Source organism: Pseudomonas sp. 008, assembly GCF_016861935.1.
Taxonomy (GTDB): domain Bacteria; phylum Pseudomonadota; class Gammaproteobacteria; order Pseudomonadales; family Pseudomonadaceae; genus Aquipseudomonas.
In genome coordinates this window covers 486,653-506,695 of sequence record NZ_BOMA01000002.1, presented here as the reverse complement: position 1 = coordinate 506,695, position 20,043 = coordinate 486,653, and the positions used below count along the sequence as shown (strand labels likewise).

At 60.5% G+C, this 20,043-nt stretch carries 19 protein-coding genes; 8 read left to right on the top strand and 11 right to left on the bottom strand.

What is annotated here, in order from left to right; translation table 11 throughout:
* Positions 1-32 precede the first annotated feature (32 nt).
* Complete coding sequence (gene betT, locus JUI81_RS06900) at positions 33-1,988, top strand: choline transporter BetT (RefSeq protein WP_204124005.1); 1,956 nt, start codon at positions 33-35, stop codon at positions 1,986-1,988.
* Positions 1,989-2,002: 14 nt separating this feature from the next.
* Here betT and JUI81_RS06895 read toward each other — a convergent pair whose 3' ends face one another.
* A complete protein-coding gene (locus tag JUI81_RS06895) occupies positions 2,003-2,263 on the bottom strand; it encodes a hypothetical protein (protein WP_019581733.1) in 261 nt (86 codons plus the stop codon).
* Positions 2,264-2,325: 62 nt separating this feature from the next.
* Positions 2,326-3,066, bottom strand: coding sequence for an SDR family oxidoreductase (locus JUI81_RS06890; protein ID WP_086944166.1), 741 nt, complete (start codon positions 3,064-3,066; stop codon positions 2,326-2,328).
* A 124-nt stretch (positions 3,067-3,190) separates the two neighbouring features.
* Here JUI81_RS06890 and JUI81_RS06885 point away from each other — a divergent pair, with 124 nt between their 5' ends.
* The 3 genes from JUI81_RS06885 to mgrA all read left to right on the top strand — a co-directional run bounded on the left by JUI81_RS06885 (position 3,191) and on the right by mgrA (position 5,775).
* Complete coding sequence (locus tag JUI81_RS06885) at positions 3,191-4,081, top strand: LysR family transcriptional regulator (RefSeq protein ID WP_204123971.1); 891 nt, start codon at positions 3,191-3,193, stop codon at positions 4,079-4,081.
* 87 nt (positions 4,082-4,168) lie between these two features.
* On the top strand, positions 4,169-4,570 hold the full coding sequence (locus JUI81_RS06880) for a type II toxin-antitoxin system HicB family antitoxin (protein ID WP_007903104.1): 402 nt from the start codon (positions 4,169-4,171) through the stop codon (positions 4,568-4,570).
* A gap of 167 nt (positions 4,571-4,737) precedes the next feature.
* The gene (mgrA, locus tag JUI81_RS06875; RefSeq protein WP_019581736.1) at positions 4,738-5,775 is read left to right on the top strand and encodes an L-glyceraldehyde 3-phosphate reductase; all 1,038 of its coding nucleotides are present in this window, start codon (positions 4,738-4,740) and stop codon (positions 5,773-5,775) included.
* A gap of 51 nt (positions 5,776-5,826) precedes the next feature.
* Here the strand turns inward: mgrA and tauD are convergent, their stop codons facing one another.
* The 7 genes from tauD to JUI81_RS06840 all read right to left on the bottom strand — a co-directional run bounded on the left by tauD (position 5,827) and on the right by JUI81_RS06840 (position 14,029).
* Positions 5,827-6,669: a taurine dioxygenase gene (gene tauD / locus JUI81_RS06870; RefSeq protein WP_019581737.1), complete on the bottom strand. Its 843-nt coding sequence runs from the start codon at positions 6,667-6,669 to the stop codon at positions 5,827-5,829.
* 39 nt (positions 6,670-6,708) lie between these two features.
* On the bottom strand, positions 6,709-7,557 hold the full coding sequence (tauC, locus tag JUI81_RS06865; RefSeq protein WP_019581738.1) for a taurine ABC transporter permease TauC: 849 nt from the start codon (positions 7,555-7,557) through the stop codon (positions 6,709-6,711).
* Entirely contained in the window at positions 7,554-8,348 is a 795-nt protein-coding gene (tauB, locus tag JUI81_RS06860) for a taurine ABC transporter ATP-binding subunit (RefSeq protein WP_019581739.1), read from the bottom strand. The genes tauC and tauB overlap by 4 nt, the downstream gene beginning before the upstream one ends.
* 16 nt (positions 8,349-8,364) lie before the next feature.
* Complete coding sequence (tauA, locus tag JUI81_RS06855) at positions 8,365-9,342, bottom strand: taurine ABC transporter substrate-binding protein (RefSeq protein WP_019581740.1); 978 nt, start codon at positions 9,340-9,342, stop codon at positions 8,365-8,367.
* 181 nt (positions 9,343-9,523) lie between these two features.
* Positions 9,524-11,107 carry a glutamate--cysteine ligase gene (gene gshA, locus JUI81_RS06850; RefSeq protein ID WP_019581741.1) on the bottom strand — a complete coding sequence of 528 codons (1,584 nt, stop codon included), beginning with the start codon at positions 11,105-11,107 and terminating at the stop codon, positions 9,524-9,526.
* Positions 11,108-11,321: 214 nt separating this feature from the next.
* A complete protein-coding gene (locus tag JUI81_RS06845) occupies positions 11,322-11,705 on the bottom strand; it encodes a PaaI family thioesterase (protein WP_018929320.1) in 384 nt (127 codons plus the stop codon).
* Positions 11,705-14,029, bottom strand: coding sequence for a Tex family protein (locus tag JUI81_RS06840; RefSeq protein WP_204123970.1), 2,325 nt, complete (start codon positions 14,027-14,029; stop codon positions 11,705-11,707). The genes JUI81_RS06845 and JUI81_RS06840 overlap by 1 nt, the downstream gene beginning before the upstream one ends.
* Positions 14,030-14,390: 361 nt before the next feature.
* On the opposite strand from JUI81_RS06840, the gene ompR reads away from it, so the two are divergent.
* Complete coding sequence (gene ompR, locus JUI81_RS06835) at positions 14,391-15,131, top strand: two-component system response regulator OmpR (RefSeq protein WP_007939544.1); 741 nt, start codon at positions 14,391-14,393, stop codon at positions 15,129-15,131.
* Between the two features lie 115 nt (positions 15,132-15,246).
* Entirely contained in the window at positions 15,247-16,560 is a 1,314-nt protein-coding gene (locus JUI81_RS06830) for an ATP-binding protein (RefSeq protein WP_028939574.1), read from the top strand.
* Between the two features lie 180 nt (positions 16,561-16,740).
* Here JUI81_RS06830 and rimK read toward each other — a convergent pair whose 3' ends face one another.
* Positions 16,741-17,646: a 30S ribosomal protein S6--L-glutamate ligase gene (gene rimK / locus JUI81_RS06825; protein WP_018929318.1), complete on the bottom strand. Its 906-nt coding sequence runs from the start codon at positions 17,644-17,646 to the stop codon at positions 16,741-16,743.
* The gene (locus tag JUI81_RS06820; RefSeq protein WP_172901254.1) at positions 17,643-18,104 is read right to left on the bottom strand and encodes an ATP-dependent zinc protease; all 462 of its coding nucleotides are present in this window, start codon (positions 18,102-18,104) and stop codon (positions 17,643-17,645) included. The genes rimK and JUI81_RS06820 overlap by 4 nt, the downstream gene beginning before the upstream one ends.
* Positions 18,105-18,335: 231 nt before the next feature.
* On the opposite strand from JUI81_RS06820, the gene JUI81_RS06815 reads away from it, so the two are divergent.
* Both JUI81_RS06815 and hslO read left to right on the top strand, forming a co-directional pair.
* Positions 18,336-18,743 (top strand): RNA-binding S4 domain-containing protein, encoded by a 408-nt coding sequence (locus tag JUI81_RS06815; protein WP_204123969.1) that lies wholly within the window; start codon positions 18,336-18,338, stop codon positions 18,741-18,743.
* A gap of 241 nt (positions 18,744-18,984) precedes the next feature.
* Positions 18,985-19,887, top strand: a complete 903-nt coding sequence (gene hslO / locus JUI81_RS06810; protein ID WP_018929315.1) for an Hsp33 family molecular chaperone HslO — start codon at positions 18,985-18,987, stop codon at positions 19,885-19,887.
* The last annotated feature ends 156 nt before the right edge of the window (positions 19,888-20,043 follow it).

The following is a 20,043-nucleotide window of genomic DNA, read 5'->3' as shown; positions in this document are numbered from 1 at the left end:
CATCGTCCATCCCCGCAAGCGGCCAGGTCCGCATGAATCCGCCGGTGTTTTATTTCGCGGCGACCTTCATTTTGTTGTTCGCCGTCGTGGTCATGGCGATCCCCGAACAGGCCGGTGCCTGGCTGTTGCAAGCGCAAAACTGGGCGGCCAATACGGTCGGCTGGTACTACATGCTCGCGATGACGCTGTATCTGGTCTTCGTGGTGGTCACCGCCTTGTCCGGCTACGGCAAGATCAAGCTCGGTGCCGACCACGACGAGCCCGAATTCAGTTACTTGTCCTGGGCCGGCATGCTGTTCGCCGCCGGGATCAGCATCACGCTGTTTTTCTTTTGCGTGTCCGAACCACTTACGCATTTGGTGCAACCACCGCAAGGCGAGGCCGGTACGGCGGAGGCGGCGCGTCAGGCGATGCAGATTCTGTTTCTGCACTGGGGCCTGCACGGCTGGGGCGTGTTCGCCTTCGTCGGCATGGCGCTGGCCTATTTCGCCTATCGACATAACCTGCCGCTGGCCCTGCGTTCGGCGCTGTACCCGCTGATCGGCAAGCGCATCAACGGGCCCATCGGTTACGCAGTGGACGGCTTCGGCATCATCGCCACGGTGTTCGGCCTCGGTGCCGACATGGGCTTTGGCGTATTGCACCTCAACTCCGGCCTGGACTACCTGTTCGGCATCGCCCACACCCAGTGGATTCAGGTGGGCCTGATCACGCTGATGATGGGCGCGGCGATCATCGTCGCGGTGTCTGGCGTCGATAAAGGCGTGCGGGTGATGTCCGACATCAACATGCTGTTGGCCTGTGCGCTGCTGCTGTTCGTGTTGTTCGCCGGCCCCACCCAGCACTTGCTCAATACCCTGATCCAGAACCTCGGCGATTACCTCGGCGCCTTGCCGATGAAGAGCTTCGACCTCTACGCCTATGACAAACCCAGCGACTGGCTGGGCGGCTGGACGGTGTTCTACTGGGCCTGGTGGATTGCATGGTCGCCGTTCGTGGGCCTGTTCATTGCGCGGATTTCCCGTGGCCGGACCATCCGCGAATTCGTCTTCGGCGTGCTGCTGATCCCGCTCGGTTTCACCCTGGCGTGGATGTCGATCTTCGGCAACAGCGCCATCGATCAGGTGCTCAACCACGGCATGAGCGCGCTCGGCATGTCGGCCATCGACAACCCGTCGATGACGCTTTACCTGTTGCTGGAGACCTACCCGTGGAGCAAAACCGTGATCGCGGTCACGGTGTTCATCAGCTTCGTGTTCTTCGTCACCTCCGCCGACTCCGGCACCGTGGTGTTGTCGACCTTGTCCGCCAAGGGTGGCAATCCCGATGAGGACGGGCCGAAATGGCTGCGAGTGTTCTGGGGCGCGATGACGGCACTGGTGACCAGCGCACTGCTGTTCTCCGGCAGCATCGACGCCTTGAAGTCGGCGGTGGTGCTGACGTCGTTACCGTTCTCGATGATTTTGCTGCTGATGATGTGGGGCCTGCACAAGGCGTTTTATCTGGAGTCGCAGAAGCAGATCGCGCAACTGCATTCCCTGGCGCCGGTGTCCGGTTCGCGACGCGGTGGATGGCGTCAGCGCTTGAGTCAGGCGGTGCATTTTCCGTCTCGGGATGAGGTCTATCGCTTCCTAGATACCACGGTGCGCCCGGCGATCGAGGAAGTGACGGCGGTGTTTGTCGAGAAGGGGTTGCACGTGGTCACTCAGCCCGACCCAGCCAACGACAACGTCAGCCTGGAAATCGGTCACGGCGAGTTGCATCCGTTCATTTATCAGGTGCAGATGCGCGGTTACTTCACCCCGTCTTTCGCCCGGGGTGGCATGGGTTCCAAGCAACTCAACAACCGTCGCTACCACCGTGCCGAAGTGCATTTGCGCGAGGGCAGTCAGGACTACGATCTGGTGGGTTACACCAAGGATCAGGTGATCAACGACATCCTCGACCAGTACGAACGGCACATGCAGTTTTTGCATTTGGTGCGTTGATCGACCGGTGGCGCTCAGGTCTCGCTGCTCAACACCATGAACAGCACCAGTGCCGCCACCGGTACGCCGAACACCGCGCTGCCCACCACCAGTTCCGCACTCAACGGTTGGCCGGCGATGACCATGCCGACTGCGCTGTTGATCAAGGTCAACGCCAGCCACAGCACGACAAAACTGTAGGCCAGGGTCTGACGGGAGAAACCGATTTTCTCGCCGATGAACAGCATCAGTGCCAGCAGGACCAGGCCGAAGAAGATGATGATCGTGGTGTGCATGATGCGTTCCGCCCTTCAGATGTGTGCTGCCTTACGGATTCAGCCCAATACATCGAGCATAGTTAAACCAACCCGCCGTTAACGCGCAGGATTTGCCCGTTGACCCAGGCCGAATCCGGGCCGACCAGGAAGGACACGACGCGGGAGATGTCTTCTGGCTGAGCCAGGCGTTCCAGCGGTGGCATCTTGGCGAAGGTCTGGATCTGTTCTTCGCTCTTGCCGTGCAGGAACAGGTCGGTGGCGACCGGGCCCGGGGCCACGGCGTTGACGGTGATGTTGCGACCGCGCATTTCCTTGGCGAACACCTGGGTCAGGGATTCCACTGCCGCCTTGCTGGCAATGTACACCGCATAGCCCGGCAGGTTCATGCCGACGGTGCTGCTGGAGAAGTTGATGATCCGGCCACCGCTGTTCAGGCGCGTTGCCGCTTCACGCAGAGTGTTGAAAGTGCCGCGAGCGTGGATGTTGAAGTTCTGGTCGAACAGTTCGTCGCTGTGTTGCGCCAGCGGCAGCACTTTGAGGATGCCGGCGTTATTGACCAGCACGTCGACCTTGCCCAGTTGGGTTTCGGCTTCGTCGAACAGCCGGCGTACATCGTCGGCGTTGGCCACATCAGCCTTGATCGCTATGGCCCGGTGACCGGCCTGACGTAGTTTTACCACCAGTGCCGACGCCTCGGTGGCGCTGTTAGCGTAGTTGATGGCGACGGCGAAACCTTGGGCGGCCAGTTGCTGGGCGATCACGGCACCAATGCCGCGGGAGGCGCCGGTCACGATGGCAACTTTCGAAGTTTGAGTAGTCATGGCGTTGATTCCTTGGAGTGGGGGGGTGTGGAGCCAGATTCACATGTTTACTCAGGGCGATAAATGCACGAGAGTTGCCTTGACTGTTCAATAATCGCCAACAATCGATCGTCAGGAGCGCCGTATGGATCAAGTCAAGGCGATGAAGGTTTTCGTGCGGATCTACGAGCGCAGCAGCTTCACGCTGGCGGCCGATGACCTGAACCTGCCGCGTGCCACCCTGACCCATACGCTGAATCAGTTCGAAGCCTGGCTCGGTACCCGTTTACTGGAGCGCAGCACGCGCAAGGTCCGTCCTACGCTGGATGGCGAGGCGTACTACTTGCGTTGCGTGCAGTTGTTGGCAGAACTGGAAGAAGCCGAACTGGCATTTCGCGGCGTTGCGCCGAAAGGCCGATTACGGGTGGATCTGCATGGCACGTTGGCCAAGCACTTTGTAATCCCGGCGTTGCCGCAATTCATGTCGCGCTACCCGGACATCGAATTGTCCATCAGCGAAGCCGACCGCTTCGTCGACCTGATCGCCGAAGGCGTTGATTGCGTGTTGCGCGCCGGCACCTTGGGCGATTCGGCGCTAATCGGTAAACGTGTCGCCAACCTGCGCCAGATCACCTGCGCCAGCCCGGCTTACCTGCGCAAATACGGCGAACCGAAAAACCTCGAAGACCTGAAAAACCACCGCGCGGTGAACTACGTTTCGCGCACCACGGCCAAGCTGTTTCCATTCGAGTTCATGGTGGATGGCGAGCTGAAAGAAGTGGCCATCGAGGGAGCGTTGTCGGTGTTCGGCGCGGAGATTTATGCGGCCTCGGCAATTGCCGGATTGGGGCTGATTCAGTGCCCGCATTACCGAATGGAAGCGCAGATTGGCCAAGGGTTGGTGCAGGAAATCCTCACCGACACACCGCCGCCATCGATGCCGGTTTCGGTGTTGTATCCGCATAACCGACACATGTCGCCACGGGTTCGAGTGTTTGTGAATTGGTTGGGGGAGGTGTTTGCGGGTGCCGTTTGATGGCGATCTTTGCAAGATGTGTATGGTGTGTATGCGTGTTGGTTTCTGTTTTACAGTCCAATCTCTGTCAACAGAGAAGTCATCGAAATGAAATTCCCGGTCGTTCTGCACAAGGATGCCGACTCAGAATACGGAGTGATTATCCCGGACGTGCCGGGATGCTTCTCCGCAGGCGCTACAGTGGCGCAGGCATTTGAAAACGTGAAAGAAGCGTTGGCTTTGCACTACGAAGGTCTGGTCGCCGATGGTGATCCACTTCCGCAGGTGCGTGAAATTGACGCTCATCTTGATAACCCTGATTACGCTGGCGGTGTGTGGGGTGTGGTCGAATTCGATATCACACCCTATTTCGGCAAGTCGGTGCGCTTCAATGCCACGCTTCCTGAGCAGTTGCTTGAGCGTATCGATCAGACGGTCAGACGAGATCAGCGATATAGCTCAAGGTCTGGCTTTTTGGCGGCTGCCGCGCTACGTGAGTTGTCGGCGTAAGCGTTGGGTGTGGATATCGACTCTATGGGGGGAGCTCAGTTTTTAATAATCTATGAAACGTTTCAGCAATTAGTCGAATCCGGGGTTTCCTGGCGTTTGTCTGGGCGTATGCTGGGCCGCTTGCAAAGCAGTCGATACCCCATTCAAGACCCACAAGAGAGGATTCGATGACCTACACCGCTGCCGAAAACCGCTACGACTCTATCCCTTACCGCCGCGTAGGTCGCAGCGGACTGGTGCTGCCGGCACTGTCGCTGGGCCTGTGGCACAACTTCGGCGACAGCACGCCGATCGACATACAGCGCTCGTTGCTGCGCACGGCGTTCGATCTGGGCATCAACCACTTCGACCTGGCCAACAACTATGGCCCGCCGTACGGCAGCGCCGAGATCAACTTCGGTCGTTTGCTGCGCGAAGACTTCAAGCAGTACCGCGATGAGCTGATCATCTCCAGCAAGGCCGGTTGGGACATGTGGCCCGGCCCTTACGGCCAGGGCGGCGGGTCGCGCAAATATGTGCTGGCCAGCCTCGACCAGAGCCTGCAACGCCTGGGCCTCGATTACGTGGACATCTTCTATTCCCACCGTTTTGACCCGGACACCCCGCTGGAAGAAACTGCCAGCGCACTGGCCACGGCCGTGCAACAGGGCAAGGCGTTGTACATTGGCATCTCGTCTTACTCCGGGGTGAAAACCCGGGAAATGGCCGCGTTGCTCAAGGAGTGGAAAGTCCCGCTGTTGATCCACCAGCCGGCCTACAACCTGCTCAATCGCTGGGTGGAAAAGGACCTGCTGGATGTCACCGACGAACTCGGTACCGGCGTGATCGCCTTCACGCCGTTGGCTCAGGGCCTGCTGACCGACAAATACCTCAATGGCATTCCGAAGGATGCACGGGTCAATCGCCCGGGCGGTGATTCATTGCAGTCCTCTCACCTGTCCGAAGCCAACATCGCCCAAGTGCGGGCGCTCAATGAAATCGCCAAGCGTCGTGGTCAGAGCCTGGCGCAACTGGCGTTGGCCTGGACCCTGCGCGATCCACGGGTGACCTCGGCGCTGATCGGCGCGAGCCGGCCGGAGCAGATCATCGAGAACGTCGGTGCGCTGAAGAACCTGAGTTTTAGCGTGGAAGAACTGGCGGAGATTGATCGATTTGCCCAGGAGGGCGGGATCAATTTGTGGGAGAAGCCTTCGATGGCTGAGTAACTGAGTACTGCTCGTTCCCACGCAGCGTGGGAACGAGCAGGAACTGGCGGATCAGCGAAAAAACGGCACATCCCCCAACACCGTCGCTCGCTGCATCACCCGCCGTGCCGGGCGGTAATCATCCACCGCGTAATGCTGGGTCACGCGGTTGTCCCAGAACGCGATGTCGTCTTTCTGCCAGCGCCAGCGGATGGTGAAATCCGGCCGTGTGGCGTGGGCGAACAAAAACTTCAGGAGCGCTTCGCTCTCGGTTTCCGACAGTTCGTTGATCTTCGATGTGAAGCCCTCATTGACGAATAACGACCGGCGCCCGCTCACCGGGTGCGTGCGAATTACCGGGTGTGACAGCGGCGGGTTCTTGCGCCTGGCTTCTTCCCACTGGGCCAGCGCCTCCGGCGTGTTGCCATAGCGCTCCAGTGGAAACGAACGGGTGAAATCGTGAGTGGCGGTCAGCCCTTCGAGCAAGGTTTTCATCGGCGCGGACAACGCTTCATACGCCGCAATGCCGCTGGCCCACAGGGTGTCGCCGCCAAACTCCGGCAGCAACTTGGCGCTGAGCACCGCGCCCATCGCCGGGGTCGGCAGGAACGTCACATCGGTGTGCCAGATCGCGTTGTCCCGCACGTCGGTGATGGCGGTGTCGAGGATCAGCACTTCCGGTTGTTCCGGCACGTTCGGGTAGATCGGATGGATATGCAGGTCGCCGAAATAAGCGGCGAATCGCGCCTGTTGCTGTGGTTCGATCGGCTGGTTACGGAAGAACAGCACCTGATACTTGAGCAGCGCCTGTTCGATGGCGTCGCGTTGTTCCACGTTCAGCGGCTGGCTGATGTCGACGCCGCTGATTTGCGCGCCGAGGGCGCAGCTGAGGGGGACGATGGTCAAGTTACTCATGGCGGTTCTCTTCAATCCAGGGTGTCGACACATGAATATTCAGTGAGCCTGGCCATGCCACGGCACCAGTTTGCGTTGCAGGGCGCGCAGACCCATCTCCATGGCGAAGGCGATCAGCGCGATCACCAGAATCCCCAGCACCACCACATCGGTGACCAGGAACTGCGCCGCCGACTGCACCATGAACCCCAAACCGCTGGTGGCGGCGATCAACTCGGCGGCGACCAGTGTCGACCAGCCCACTCCCAAACCAATGCGCACACCGGTCAAAATGTCCGGCAAGGCACTGGGCAGAATCACATGGCGAATCAACTGCGCCCGAGTTGCGCCCAACGACTGCGCGGCGCGCAATTTCGCCGGGTCGACGGTGCGTACGCCGGTGGCGGTGGCGATGGCAATCGGGGCGAAGATCGCCAGGTAGATCAGCAAGACTTTCGACAGCTCACCGATGCCGCACCAGATCACGATCAGCGGCAAATAGGCCAAGGGCGGAATCGGGCGGTAAAACTCGATCAGCGGATCGAGAATGCCGCGAGCAATGCGGTTGTGGCCAATGGCAATGCCGACTGGCACGGCGGTCAGCACCGCGAAGCCCAGGCCCAAACCGATGCGGCTGAGGCTTGCGCCCAAGTGCTGCCACAAGGTCGAATCCATGTAGCCGCTGGTCACCAGCAACCAGCCTTTTTGCAGCACGGCGGAGGGTGGCGGCAGGAACAGCGGTTCGATCAAACCGGTGGCGGTGACGGCCCACCAGATCGCCAACAGTGCGATCAGGGTCAACACGCTGACCCCGCGGGTGCTGATACGGCGGCGCAGCGCAATCACCGCCGAGCCCTTCACCTTTGAATCGGGTTTCACCGTTGCGGCGGGAATTCCATAGCTGCTCATGCGCGCTCCTGCCGCTGGACGGCACTGCGTTGGGAGAACACTTTGGCGAGTACGTGTTCGCGGGTTTCGATAAAGCGTGGGTCGGACTTGATCGAGCGCGCCGATTCCCCTGCGGCGTAACGTTGGCCAAAATCCAGGCTCAGGCGCTCGACGACTTGCCCGGGATTCGGCGCCAGCAGAATCAGGTCGGTGGCGAGGAACACCGCTTCTTCAATATCGTGGGTAATCAGGAACACCGGTTTGGCGGTGCGTTGCCAGATTTGCAACAGCAGCTCCTGCATCTGTTCGCGGGTGAAGGCATCCAGGGCGCCGAAGGGTTCGTCCATCAGCAACACCCGAGGGTCGGCGGCGAGAGCGCGGGCCAGGCCGACACGTTGTTTCTGCCCGCCCGAGAGTTGCCAGATGCGGCGGTTTTCGAAACCGGAAAGGTCTACCAGCGCGAGCATTTCCCGGGCGCGCTGTTCGCGTTTTTCCCGCGCGGCGCCGGCCAGTTCCAGGCCGAAGCCGACGTTGGCCAGCACGTCCTGCCAAGGCAGTAGGGCGTCGTCCTGAAACACCACGCCGCGCTCGGCGCTCGGGCCTTTGACCGGCACGCCGTCAAGGGTGATGCGCCCGGCGCTGGGCTCGACGAAACCGGCAATCAGGTTCAACAGCGAAGTCTTGCCACTGCCGGAAGGGCCGAGGGCGACCAGCAACTGCCGGGGCCCAAGGCTCAGGGAAATATCCGCCAGCACAGGTTCTGCTGCACCGGGGTACTGTGCACTGATGCGCTCCAGCTGTAGCAAAGCCATCGCGGTTAACTCCCGATCAGTTGGTGATGTACTTGGCGCTGACGTACGGCGCGTAGTCCGGCAGCACGGCCTCGACCTTACCCTGTTCCTTGAGGAACGCTGCGGTGTCGGTAATGGCCTTGGTGGTCGGCGCGCCGAGGGTGATCACCTGATCAGCCGCCAGCGGATACACGTTGCCTTGCAGCAGCAGCGGAATATCGCTGGCCTTGGCACCGGAGAGTTTCACCAGTTTGTCGACGTTGCTTTGGTTGGCCAGCCAGGCTTGCGGATCCTTGCGGTAGTCGGCGTAGGCATCAAGGGTCACTTTGGCGAACGCAGTGACGATTTCCGGATGCTTCTCGGCGAAGTCCTTACGCACGATCCAGGCATCGAAGGTCGGCGCGCCGAACTTGGCCAACTCGCCGGAAGTGATCAGCACTTTGCCGTTTTCCTTGGCCACACCGAGCGCTGGGTCCCACACGTAGGTGGCGTCGATGTCACCGCGCTTCCATGCCGCGATGATGGCCGGCGGCGCGAGGTTGAGCACGGTGACTTTCGACGGGTCGATGTTCCAGTGCTTCAGCGCGGCCAGCAGGCTGTAGTGGCCGGTGGAGACGAACGGTACGGCGACTTTTTTGCCGATCAGGTCTTGTGGGGTCTTGATCCCGGACCCGTCGCGCGCGACCAAGGCTTCGGCGGCGCCGATCTGGGTGGCGATGAGGAAGGTTTCCACCGGGACTTTACGGGTGATTGCTGCCGTCAGGGGGCTGGAACCGAGATAGCCGATCTGCACATCGCCGGAAGCGATGGCGGCGATGATGTCGGCGCCGCTATCGAATTTTCGCCAGTCGATACTGGCTTTGGTGGCTTTTTCGTAGGCGCCGTCGGCTTGGGCGACTTTGGCCGGGTCAACGGTGGTCTGGTAGGCGACGGTCACATCTGCCGCCTGAGCCAGGAAACTTGCCGCAGCCAGCGACGCGGCCACCAGGAGGCGAAGGGGGGAAGTCAGTTTCATGGGGAAGCTCCTTTTCAGACGACCGGGAGTCGGCGTGAAAAAGAGACTAAATGATATAAGAAACTTAAAATAAATAACTTTTTAGAATTAGCATATGAGCGGAAAATTCTAAGGGAAGGCGGTTGTGGCGAGGGGGCTTGTCGGAACGCCGCCTCGCCACAGGGGGACCTGCTCTGGCAGTTTAGTTGCTGATCGCCAGAATGCTCGCCTGATACGCTCCGACAAACACATCGAAATCGCCGACTTCGTTCTGTTCAAGCTCAGCCTGTTGAGCCAACGACGAACGCGCCAACTCTTCAAACCTGGCCTGTTCTTCGCCTGAAAGCGGCTCGCTGCGGAAAAACTCCGCATGCACCTGGCTTTGGCGCAAGGAGAACTGGGCGAAGCTTTCCTTGTGCTCGGCCATCGCTGCCAGCACCTGGGCCGATGGCGTCAGGGACGAGTCCTGGACCTTGGCCATTTGGGCGTCCAGCGCCTTGCTGTGGGCATCGCCGCCATGGCTCTGATCCAGCAGCGCCGCCAATGGTGCAATCTTCTCCAGCAATTCGCCGGCCCATTCCTTCATGTCCACCGCTTGCCCGTCGCGTTGCAGTTGCAGGCCTGGACGACGACCTTCCTTGACCACGCTGAGGAAGTTCGACGTTGCGTTACCGCAGCTGGTACTGGTCAGCAGTGGGCTGTCGTTCAGCGCGCAGTACAGCAGGAATGCGTCGAGGAACCGTGATTCGGTGAGGTCGATGCCCATCGGCAGGAATGGGTTGATGTCCAGGCAGCGGACTTCGACGTATTGAATACCGCGGGCCACCAGCGCCTGAATCGGCCGTTCGCCGGTGTAGGTCACGCGCTTGGGGCGGATGTTGGAGTAGTACTCGTTTTCGATCTGCAGGATGTTGGTGTTGAGCTGAACCCACTCACCGTCCTTGTGCGTCCCCACCTCGACGTACGCTGGATACGGCGTAGCCACCGCTTTGCGCAGGCTGTCGGTGTAGCTGGTCAGGTCGTTGTAGCACGGCGTCAGACCGGCCTGGGCGTTGCTCTGGTAACCCAGATCGCTCATGCGCAGGCTGGTGGCGTACGGCAGGTACAAAGTGTCCGGGTCCAGCTGTTCCAGTTGGTGCGAGCGACCGCGCAGGAAACCGGCGTCCAGCGCCGGCGAGGCGCCGAACAGGTACATCAGCAGCCAGCTGTAGCGACGGAAGTTGCGGATCAGTGCGATGTAGGCCGACGACTGATAATCGCGATCGGTGCCGACAAAGCCTTCGGCCTCTTTGAGCAGCGGCCAGAGCTTTTCCGGTAGGGAAAAGTTGTAGTGGATCCCGGCGATGCACTGCATGGTCTTGCCGTAACGCAGGGCCAGGCCCTTGCGATAGACGTACTTGAGCTGACCGATGTTGGAGGTGCCGTAATAGGCGATCGGGATGTCTTCCTCGGCCGGCAACGGGCACGGCATCGACGGACTCCACAGGTACTCGTCGCCGAGTTTGCTATAGGCAAACCGGTGAATCTTGTCCAGGCTCGCCAGCGTATCCGCCGGGTCTGGCAGGGCCGGCGTGATGAACTCCAGCAGCGACTCGGAGTAGTCAGTGGTGATTTGTTCGTTGGTCAACGCGGAACCCAATGCTTCGGGGTGCGGCGTTTGCGCCAGGCGCCCTTCGCCTGTCACGCGCAGGCATTCACGTTCGATGCCGTGAAGGCACTGTTCGAGCAGAGAGAGGTTAGCGCGCTCGCCGAGCAGAGCCAGGCGGCGGTTGAGAAGTTCGCTCAAGTTGGATTCCTTCACGCGTCAGTCGCCCCAATATGGGGGTGGGCAAGACGGTCTACAAGGGTGAAGTTGAAACTGGCGTTTTCGCCTGGTTCTTGGGCCATACAGGCTCGTACTGAAAGGCCAACTTCATTCCCTGAATCTGGCTATCGCGCGCAGAGAAAACTCCGACGCTGCAGTCACAGCGCCGAAATTAACTCAAATTGATGATTGGGGGCTACAGGACAGCGAACGTGCCTTGTGCTTTTGCGACCAGTTTGTCGCCTTGCATCACGTCGGCCTCGACGACAAGCGTGCGACGGCCCGGGTGGATCACCCTGGCCGTGCACATCACTTCACCGTCGGCGACGGCGCGGATGTAGTTGATCTTGCACTCGATGGTCGCGCTTTGCTGGTCAAAACCGTGGGTGCTGGAGCAGGCCAGCCCCATGGCAATGTCCACCAGACTGAACAAGGCCCCGCCGTGCAGCTTGCCGCCGCGATTGCGCAACTGTGGCTCCAGCGCCAGGGCGACTTGCGCCACCCCGGTGTCCAGGCTGTGCAAGCGACACCCCAGCAGCTTGAAAAATGCGCTTTCGGTCAAGCCGGCCGGGATCTCCATCAACGTTTCTTCAACTGCTTGGCGTTGGCAAACAGCGACGCCATGGCGTTGTTGGTCGGAGCCGCTGCCGGGGTTTCCTTGCGCGGCGCGGTGTTCTGGGACTGGCGCGGAGCCGACCCCGGACGTGCACCACGGGCACCGTCGATCTTCTCGCCCGGGGTATCGCTCATGCGCATCGACAGGCCGACGCGTTTGCGTGGGATATCGACTTCCATGACCTTCACCTTGACCACATCACCGGCCTTCACCGCTTCGCGTGGATCCTTGATGAACTTCTCCGACAGCGCGGAAATGTGCACCAGACCGTCCTGATGCACGCCGATGTCGACGAAGGCACCGAAGTTGGTCACGTTGGTAACCACGCCTTCGAGGATCATGCCCAGTTGCAGGTCCTTGAGGTCTTCGACGCCGTCCTGGAACTCGGCGGTCTTGAACTCGGGACGCGGGTCGCGGCCAGGTTTTTCCAGCTCTTGCAGAATGTCGGTGACCGTCGGCAGGCCGAACGTTTCGTCGGTGTACTTCTTCGGATCCAGGCGCTTGAGGAACGCGGCGTCGCCGATCAGCGAGCGAATGTCGCGGTCGGTTTCAGCGGCAATGCGCTGCACCAGCGGATAGGCTTCCGGGTGAACCGCCGACGAATCCAGCGGGTTGTCGCCATTCATTACGCGCAGGAAGCCGGCGGCCTGTTCGAAGGTTTTTTCACCCAGGCGGGCGACTTTCTTCAATGCCGCACGGGTTTTGAACGCACCGTGCTCGTCGCGGTGGGTAACGATGTTCTGCGCCAGGGTCGCGTTGAGGCCGGAGATGCGCGCCAGCAGCGCCACGGATGCAGTATTCACGTCCACGCCCACGGCGTTCACGCAGTCTTCGACCACTGCGTCCAGGCCGCGCGCCAGTTTCAGCTGCGACACGTCGTGCTGGTATTGGCCAACGCCGATGGATTTCGGATCGATTTTCACCAGCTCGGCCAGCGGGTCCTGCAAGCGACGAGCGATGGACACCGCGCCACGGATCGACACGTCCAGATCCGGGAATTCCTTGGAAGCCAGTTCCGAGGCCGAGTAAACCGATGCACCAGCCTCGGAGACCATGACTTTGGTCATCTTCATGGCTGGGTATTTTTTGATCAGTTCAGCGGCCAGTTTGTCGGTTTCGCGGCTGGCGGTACCGTTGCCGATGGCGATCAGGTCCACCGAATGCTTGGCGCACAGGGCGGCGAGCACGGCGAGGGTCTGGTCCCACTTGTTGTGCGGCACGTGCGGGTAAACCGTGGCGTGGTCCAGCAGCTTGCCGGTGGCGTCGACCACGGCGACCTTGCAGCCGGTACGCAGGCCCGGGTCGAGGCCCAGGGTGGCACGCGGGCCGGCCGGCGCGGCCAGCAGCAGGTCGTGCAGGTTGTGGGCGAACACGTTGATCGCTTCGGTTTCCGCGCCATCGCGCAGCTCGCCCAGCAGGTCGGTTTCCAGGTGGGTGTAGAGCTTGACCTTCCAGGTCCAGCGCACCACTTCGCCCAGCCATTTGTCGGCGGCGCGGTTCTGGTTCTGGATGCCGAATTGCTGGCCGATCATGCCTTCGCACGGGTGCATGGTGCCCGGCAGCTCGTCACCGACTTTCAGCGCGGAGCTGAGAATGCCTTCGTTGCGGCCACGGAAAATCGCCAGTGCGCGGTGGGACGGCATGCTTTTCAGCGGTTCGTCGTGTTCGAAGTAGTCGCGGAACTTGGCGCCTTCCTCTTCCTTGCCGGCGATCACGCGGGCGCTGAGGGTGGCTTCCTGCTTGAGGTAATTGCGCAGCTTGTCCAGCAGACCGGCGTCTTCGGCGAAGCGCTCCATGAGGATGTACTTGGCGCCTTCGAGGGCGGCCTTCACATCGGCCACGCCTTTTTCGGCGTCGATGAAGCGCGCCGCTTCGGTTTCCGGGTTCAGGGTTGGATCGTTGAACAGGCCGTCGGCCAGTTCGCCGAGGCCGGCTTCCAGGGCGATCTGGCCCTTGGTGCGGCGCTTCTGCTTGTACGGCAGGTACAAGTCTTCGAGGCGGGTCTTGGTGTCGGCGAGCTTGATGTCGCGCTCAAGTGCAGGGGTCAGCTTGCCTTGCTCCTCGATGCTGGCGAGGATGCTGATACGCCGTTCGTCGAGTTCTCGCAGGTAGCGCAGACGCTCTTCCAGATGACGCAGTTGCGTGTCATCGAGGCTGCCGGTCACTTCTTTCCGGTAGCGGGCGATGAAGGGCACCGTGGAGCCTTCATCGAGTAGCGCGACGGCCGCTTCGACCTGTTGTGGGCGGACGCCGAGTTCCTCGGCGATGCGGCTGTTGATGCTGTCCATAAAACCACCTGACAAATTGTGAAAGCAGGCTCGCAGGCGAGGAAATAGGGCCTTCGCGAGTCTGGTTGAGCGGCCTGGCGAGCGCCGCTACCTGGATCAACAGGCTTGCCGTTGACCCGTGAAATCGAACAATTACTGCCAGCACCATGAAAATAAAAAGTGGTTACCGGCAATAACGATCAGACGTTGCCTGACACAAAAGGCCGCGCATTATAACCAGCGTTGTGTCATTCGGGGGCATTGCAGGCTGTAGGCGAAAAGACTGGTTTTCTGGCGGTGAAGGAAAAATCTGCTAACAATGCACACGGTGCGTATAACGGCAGCTACGCCATAATGCGCGCCGAGATCAAAGGAGCATCCAATGAGCAGCACTGCACAAACTGCTGAAGGCGAAAAAATTCTTATCGTTGACGACGATCCAGGGCTGAGCAGCCTGCTGGAACGCTTTTTCGTCAGCAAGGGCTACCGCGCCCGCGCCGTCCCGAACACTGAACAAATGGACCGCCTGCTGGCACGTGAAGTGTTCAACCTGGTCGTCCTCGACCTGATGCTGCCCGGCGAAGACGGCCTGACCGCCTGCCGCCGCCTGCGCACGGCGAACAATCAGATTCCAATCATCATGCTCACCGCCAAGGGCGACGAGCTGAGCCGCATCAAGGGCCTGGAACTGGGCGCCGACGACTACCTGGCCAAGCCGTTCAACCCGGACGAGCTGATGGCCCGGGTCAAAGCGGTGCTGCGGCGCCAGGCCGCACCGGTGCCGGGTGCGCCGGGCAGCGAAGACGAAAGCGTGACCTTCGGTGATTACGAGCTGTCCCTGGCCACCCGCGAACTCAAGCGTGGCGACAAAGTGCACATGCTCACCACCGGTGAGTTCGCGGTGCTCAAGGCCCTGGTCATGAACGCCCGTCAACCGCTGACCCGCGACAAACTGATGAACCTGGCCCGTGGCCGCGAGTGGGATGCCCTGGAGCGTTCCATCGACGTGCAGATCTCCCGTCTGCGCCGGATGATCGAGCCCGATCCGTCCAAGCCGCGCTACATCCAGACCGTCTGGGGCGTGGGCTACGTGTTCGTTCCGGATGGCGCCGCCACGAAGTGATCGGTGATTTGTAGGAGCGGGTCCTGCGGGCAACGGGTCGGATGACCTTTCCCGCAGACTCGCGATCCGCAATATGCGAGCATCGCTCGCTCCTGCAAGTGTGTAGCGGTTACCCATGAAAACCCCTGTTTGGTTCCCCCAGAGCTTCTTCTCCCGCACCCTGTGGCTGGTGCTGATCGTCGTCCTGTTCTCCAAGGCGCTGACCCTGGTTTATCTGTTGATGAACGAAGACGTGCTGGTGGATCGTCAATACAGCCACGGCGTCGCCCTGACGCTGCGCGCCTATTGGGCCGCCGATGAAGAGAACCGCGCGAAGATTGCCGATGCTGCGACCCTGATCCGGGTGGTAGGCGCCGGCGTGCCGGAAGGTGAGCAGCACTGGCCGTACAGCGCGATTTATCAGCGGCAGATGCGCGACGAATTGGGTGCAGATACGGAGGTGCGTTTACGCATGCACTCGCCACCTGCCTTATGGGTCCGGGCGCCCAGCCTGGGCGATGGCTGGCTGAAAGTGCCGCTGTACCCGCATCCATTGCGCGGGCAGAAAATCTGGAACGTACTCGGCTGGTTCCTCGCCATCGGCCTGCTATCCACCGCCTCGGCGTGGATTTTCGTCAGCCAGCTCAATCAGCCATTGAAACGTCTGGTCTATGCCGCGCGGCAACTCGGTCAGGGCCGCAGCGTACGTCTGCCGATCAGCGACACGCCGAGTGAAATGACCGAGGTCTATCGAGCCTTCAATCAGATGGCCGAAGACGTCGAACAGGCGGGGCGCGAGCGCGAACTGATGCTGGCCGGGGTATCCCACGACCTGCGCACGCCGCTGACCCGTTTGCGGCTGTCCCTGGAACTGATGGGTGATCACAGCGACCTGACGGACGACATGATCCGCGACATCGAAGACATGGACGCGATTCTTGACCAGTTCCTGGCCTTCATTCGCGACGGTCGTGACGAGTTGGTGGAAGAAGTGGACCTGAGCGATCTGGTTCGCGAAGTCGCCGCGCCGTACAACCAGAACGAAGAAAAAGTGCACTTGCGCCTGGAGCCGATCCAGCCGTTCCCGTTGCGTCGGGTATCGATGAAGCGGTTGCTGAACAATCTGATCGGTAATGCCCTGCATCACGCTGGCAGCGGAGTGGAAGTGGCGGCTTATGTGTCCGGGGATACCAGTGCGCCATATGTGGTGCTGAGTGTCATGGACCGCGGCGCGGGGATTGATCCGTCGGAGCTGGAAGCGATTTTCAACCCGTTCACCCGTGGCGATCGGGCCCGGGGCGGAAAGGGGACGGGGTTGGGGCTGGCGATCGTGAAACGGATCGCCTCGATGCATGGCGGCAATGTCGAGCTGCGCAACCGCTCCGGTGGTGGGCTGGAAGCACGGGTTCGGTTGCCGCTTGGGTTGATGTTGCCGCGGGATGCGGTTTAAGCGTCGTACACAACCTCTGTGGCGAGGGAGCTTGCTCCCGCTCGGTTGCGCAGCGACCGTGAGATCCGGCAACCGTATTTCAATGCAAAACACGGTTGCCGGATTCGGGAGTCCTTCGGCCTGGAGCGCCAGCCCGGTCCAGCGGGAGCAAGCTCCCTCGCAACAGGGACTGAGTAAGCTTCACCCTTTACCTTTGGTCCGCGTCATATTTGGCCCGCCATTCTTCTCCAGATGCTCGATGATGATCCCCGCCACGTTCTTCCCGGTGGTGGTTTCAATCCCTTCCAGACCCGGCGACGAGTTCACTTCCATCACCAACGGGCCGTGATTGGAACGCAGGATATCCACCCCCGCCACTGCCAAACCCATGACTTTCGCCGCACGCAACGCGGTCATGCGTTCTTCCGGGGTGATCTTGATCAGGCTCGCACTGCCCCCGCGATGCAGATTGGAGCGAAACTCCCCCGGCTTGGCCTGGCGCTTCATCGCCGCGATCACCTTGTCACCGACCACGAAACAGCGAATGTCCGCGCCGCCGGCTTCCTTGATGTACTCCTGGACCATGATGTTCTGTTTCAGGCCCATGAAGGCCTCGATCACCGACTCCGCTGCCGTCGCCGTTTCACACAGCACCACGCCGATGCCCTGGGTGCCTTCCAGCACTTTGATCACCAGCGGTGCGCCGTTGACCATCTCGATCAAGTCGGGAATGTCATCCGGGGAGTGCGCAAAACCGGTGACCGGCAAACCGATCCCCCGGCGCGACAGCAATTGCAGGGAACGCAGTTTGTCTCGGGAACGGGCGATGGCCACCGATTCGTTGAGCGGAAACACCCCCATCATTTCGAACTGGCGCAGCACAGCACAGCCATAAAACGTGACCGACGCGCCGATCCGCGGGATCACCGCATCGAAACCCTCCAGCGGTTTGCCACGGTAGTGGATTTGCGGCTTGTGGCTGGCAATGTTCATGTAGGCGCGCAGGGTGTCGATCACCACCATTTCATGGCCACGCTCTACACCGGCTTCGACCAGGCGACGGGTGGAATACAGACGCGGATTCCGCGACAGCACAGCGATCTTCATGCAACACCTGTGGAGAGGGTAGATACCGGGAACACCGGCTTGTCTTGTACATATTTGATGCCCGGATTGACCACCAACTGGCCGTCGATCAGGGCTTTGGAACCGAGTAACAGGCGATAACGCATGGACTTGCGGCAGGCGAGGGTGAACTCGACCCGCCAGACCCGATCACCGAGGGCCAGGGTGGTACTGACCACATAGCGCATCTGCGCGTGGCCGTTGGAGCTTTTAATGGTTTTCATCGTCACCAGCGGTGCTTCGCAGCGCCGGTGACGCAATTGCACCACCGTGCCCAGGTGCGCGGTGAAGCGCACCCACTGTTCGCCGTCGCGCTCGAACGGCTCGATGTCGGTGGCATGCAGGCTGGAGGTACTCGCGCCAGTGTCGATTTTTGCCCGAAGGCCCGCGACTCCCAAATCCGGGAGCGCCACCCACTCGCGCAGACCGACAACGGTCAAATGGTCAAATGTCTTCAAAAGTGCTCAACCGGCAAAAACCGCTCAGGCCGTGTGCGGCCGAATTCGCGGTATTCACGCAGAATAATGGGTAAAAGGCGACAGATATCTACGGCCCGGATTTTCATCCCTCAAACAGGGGGGAATGCCTGCATTCTAATCCACAGCGTTGTGATTCATGGCACGACAGAAACGGTAGTACAGTTCATCGATATTTCAGAATGAGGTCATCCAATGGCACAAAAAAGCGAAGAGGACGACAAGGTCCGTCTCGATAAATGGTTGTGGGCCGCGCGTTTTTATAAAACACGTGCCTTGGCCAAGGCCGCGATTGAAAGCGGCAAGGTGCATTGCCGGGGCGAGCGTTGCAAGCCAGGCAAGGAGCCGAGGATCGGCGACGAGTTTCAGATTCGCACCGGCTTCGAGGAACGCACGGTGGTGGTCCAGGCGTTGTCGATCGTGCGTCGTGGCGCGCCGGAAGCCCAGGCTCTGTATGCCGAAACCGAAGCCAGCGTTGCCAAGCGCGAAGCGGCGGCGGCCATGCGCAAGGCCGGGGCGTTGGGCGTGAGCACCGACGGCAAACCGAGCAAGAAACAGCGCCGGAATTTGTTCAAGTTTCGCGGCAGCAGCAACGACGAGTAGTGACGGCCGTCGGGCGCAGACTTGTAATCGCCTGCCTGTGCAGCCATATGGGGGATATTCGCCAACGGCGCATTTCGCAGGTGAAAGCACCGCTCGTCGAAAACCGAGGTTTGACCTTGCTTGGAACAACCCCGAATTGTTCATAAAATGCCGCTATGGCTAAGCTCACCCCCAAAAGTGCTGCTACAGCGTGTTTCATTTTTTGTAACCTTTTTTGTCACCACTTCAGATACCCAGACCTATGACCGATCTACCGGATACCGACTACACCCAACGCTTCATCTTCGATGACAGCGACACCCGCGGCGAACTGGTGGCATTGGAGCGTAGCTATGCCGAAGTCCTCGCCAAACACACCTATCCGGAGCCGGTCGCGCAACTGCTGGGCGAGCTGATGGCGGCTGCAGCGTTGCTGGTAGGCACCTTGAAGTTCGATGGCTTGCTGATTCTTCAGGCCCGTTCCGAAGGCCCGGTACCGATGCTGATGATCGAGTGCTCCAGCGAGCGCGAAATTCGCGGCCTGGCCCGCTACGACGCCGAGCAGATCGCGCCCGATGCGACGCTCGCCGACCTGATGCCCAATGGCGTGTTGGCGCTGACGGTCGACCCGACTCAAGGCCAGCGTTATCAGGGCATTGTCGATCTCGACGGCGAAACCCTGTCCGATTGCTTCACCAACTATTTCGTCATGTCGCAGCAGGTTGGCACCCGCTTCAAGCTGTACGCCGACGGCCGTCGTGCCCGTGGCCTGCTATTGCAGCAATTGCCTGCCGACCGTCTGAAAGATGAAGAAGATCGCGCCGCCAGTTGGCAGCACATCACCGCCCTGGCCAGCACCCTGACCGCCGACGAATTGCTGAGCCTGGACAACGAAACCGTGCTCCATCGCCTGTACCACGAAGAACAAGTGCGTCTGTTCGATGTGCAGAAACTACGCTTCCACTGCAGTTGCTCCCGGGAACGCTCGGGCAATGCGCTGGTCAGTCTGGGTCTGGAAGATGCGCAGCAACTGGTCGTCGAACATGGCGGCAGCATTGAGGTCGATTGCCAATTTTGCAACGAGCGCTACCTGTTCGACGCGGCCGATATCACTCAATTATTCGCCGGAGCAGGGGTTGATACGCCGTCAGATACCCGTCACTAAAACGCTTCAGCGCAGGTAAATTCACTGCTTAGCGCCGGAATAACGCCGTTCTGACGGGAGGGCCCTACACTTTTTGGGCTTTTCTGGCATAATCCGGCCCACTTTTTTCGCGGTAGTAGTGCACGACTTTCTACTACAAAACGTTTGGAGCACTCG

Bases quoted from the DNA above. Each gene is read 5' to 3' on its own strand.
- betT (WP_204124005.1), top strand. From the start codon at position 33: ATGAATCCGCCGGTGTTTTATTTCGCGGCGACCTTCATTTTGTTGTTC.
- JUI81_RS06895 (WP_019581733.1), bottom strand. From the start codon at position 2,263: ATGCACACCACGATCATCATCTTCTTCGGCCTGGTCCTGCTGGCACTG.
- JUI81_RS06890 (WP_086944166.1), bottom strand. From the start codon at position 3,066: ATGACTACTCAAACTTCGAAAGTTGCCATCGTGACCGGCGCCTCCCGC.
- JUI81_RS06885 (WP_204123971.1), top strand. From the start codon at position 3,191: ATGGATCAAGTCAAGGCGATGAAGGTTTTCGTGCGGATCTACGAGCGC.
- JUI81_RS06880 (WP_007903104.1), top strand. From the start codon at position 4,169: ATGAAATTCCCGGTCGTTCTGCACAAGGATGCCGACTCAGAATACGGA.
- mgrA (WP_019581736.1), top strand. From the start codon at position 4,738: ATGACCTACACCGCTGCCGAAAACCGCTACGACTCTATCCCTTACCGC.
- tauD (WP_019581737.1), bottom strand. From the start codon at position 6,669: ATGAGTAACTTGACCATCGTCCCCCTCAGCTGCGCCCTCGGCGCGCAA.
- tauC (WP_019581738.1), bottom strand. From the start codon at position 7,557: ATGAGCAGCTATGGAATTCCCGCCGCAACGGTGAAACCCGATTCAAAG.
- tauB (WP_019581739.1), bottom strand. From the start codon at position 8,348: ATGGCTTTGCTACAGCTGGAGCGCATCAGTGCACAGTACCCCGGTGCA.
- tauA (WP_019581740.1), bottom strand. From the start codon at position 9,342: ATGAAACTGACTTCCCCCCTTCGCCTCCTGGTGGCCGCGTCGCTGGCT.
- JUI81_RS06845 (WP_018929320.1), bottom strand. From the start codon at position 11,705: ATGGAGATCCCGGCCGGCTTGACCGAAAGCGCATTTTTCAAGCTGCTG.
- JUI81_RS06840 (WP_204123970.1), bottom strand. From the start codon at position 14,029: ATGGACAGCATCAACAGCCGCATCGCCGAGGAACTCGGCGTCCGCCCA.
- ompR (WP_007939544.1), top strand. From the start codon at position 14,391: ATGAGCAGCACTGCACAAACTGCTGAAGGCGAAAAAATTCTTATCGTT.
- JUI81_RS06830 (WP_028939574.1), top strand. From the start codon at position 15,247: ATGAAAACCCCTGTTTGGTTCCCCCAGAGCTTCTTCTCCCGCACCCTG.
- rimK (WP_018929318.1), bottom strand. From the start codon at position 17,646: ATGAAGATCGCTGTGCTGTCGCGGAATCCGCGTCTGTATTCCACCCGT.
- JUI81_RS06815 (WP_204123969.1), top strand. From the start codon at position 18,336: ATGGCACAAAAAAGCGAAGAGGACGACAAGGTCCGTCTCGATAAATGG.
- hslO (WP_018929315.1), top strand. From the start codon at position 18,985: ATGACCGATCTACCGGATACCGACTACACCCAACGCTTCATCTTCGAT.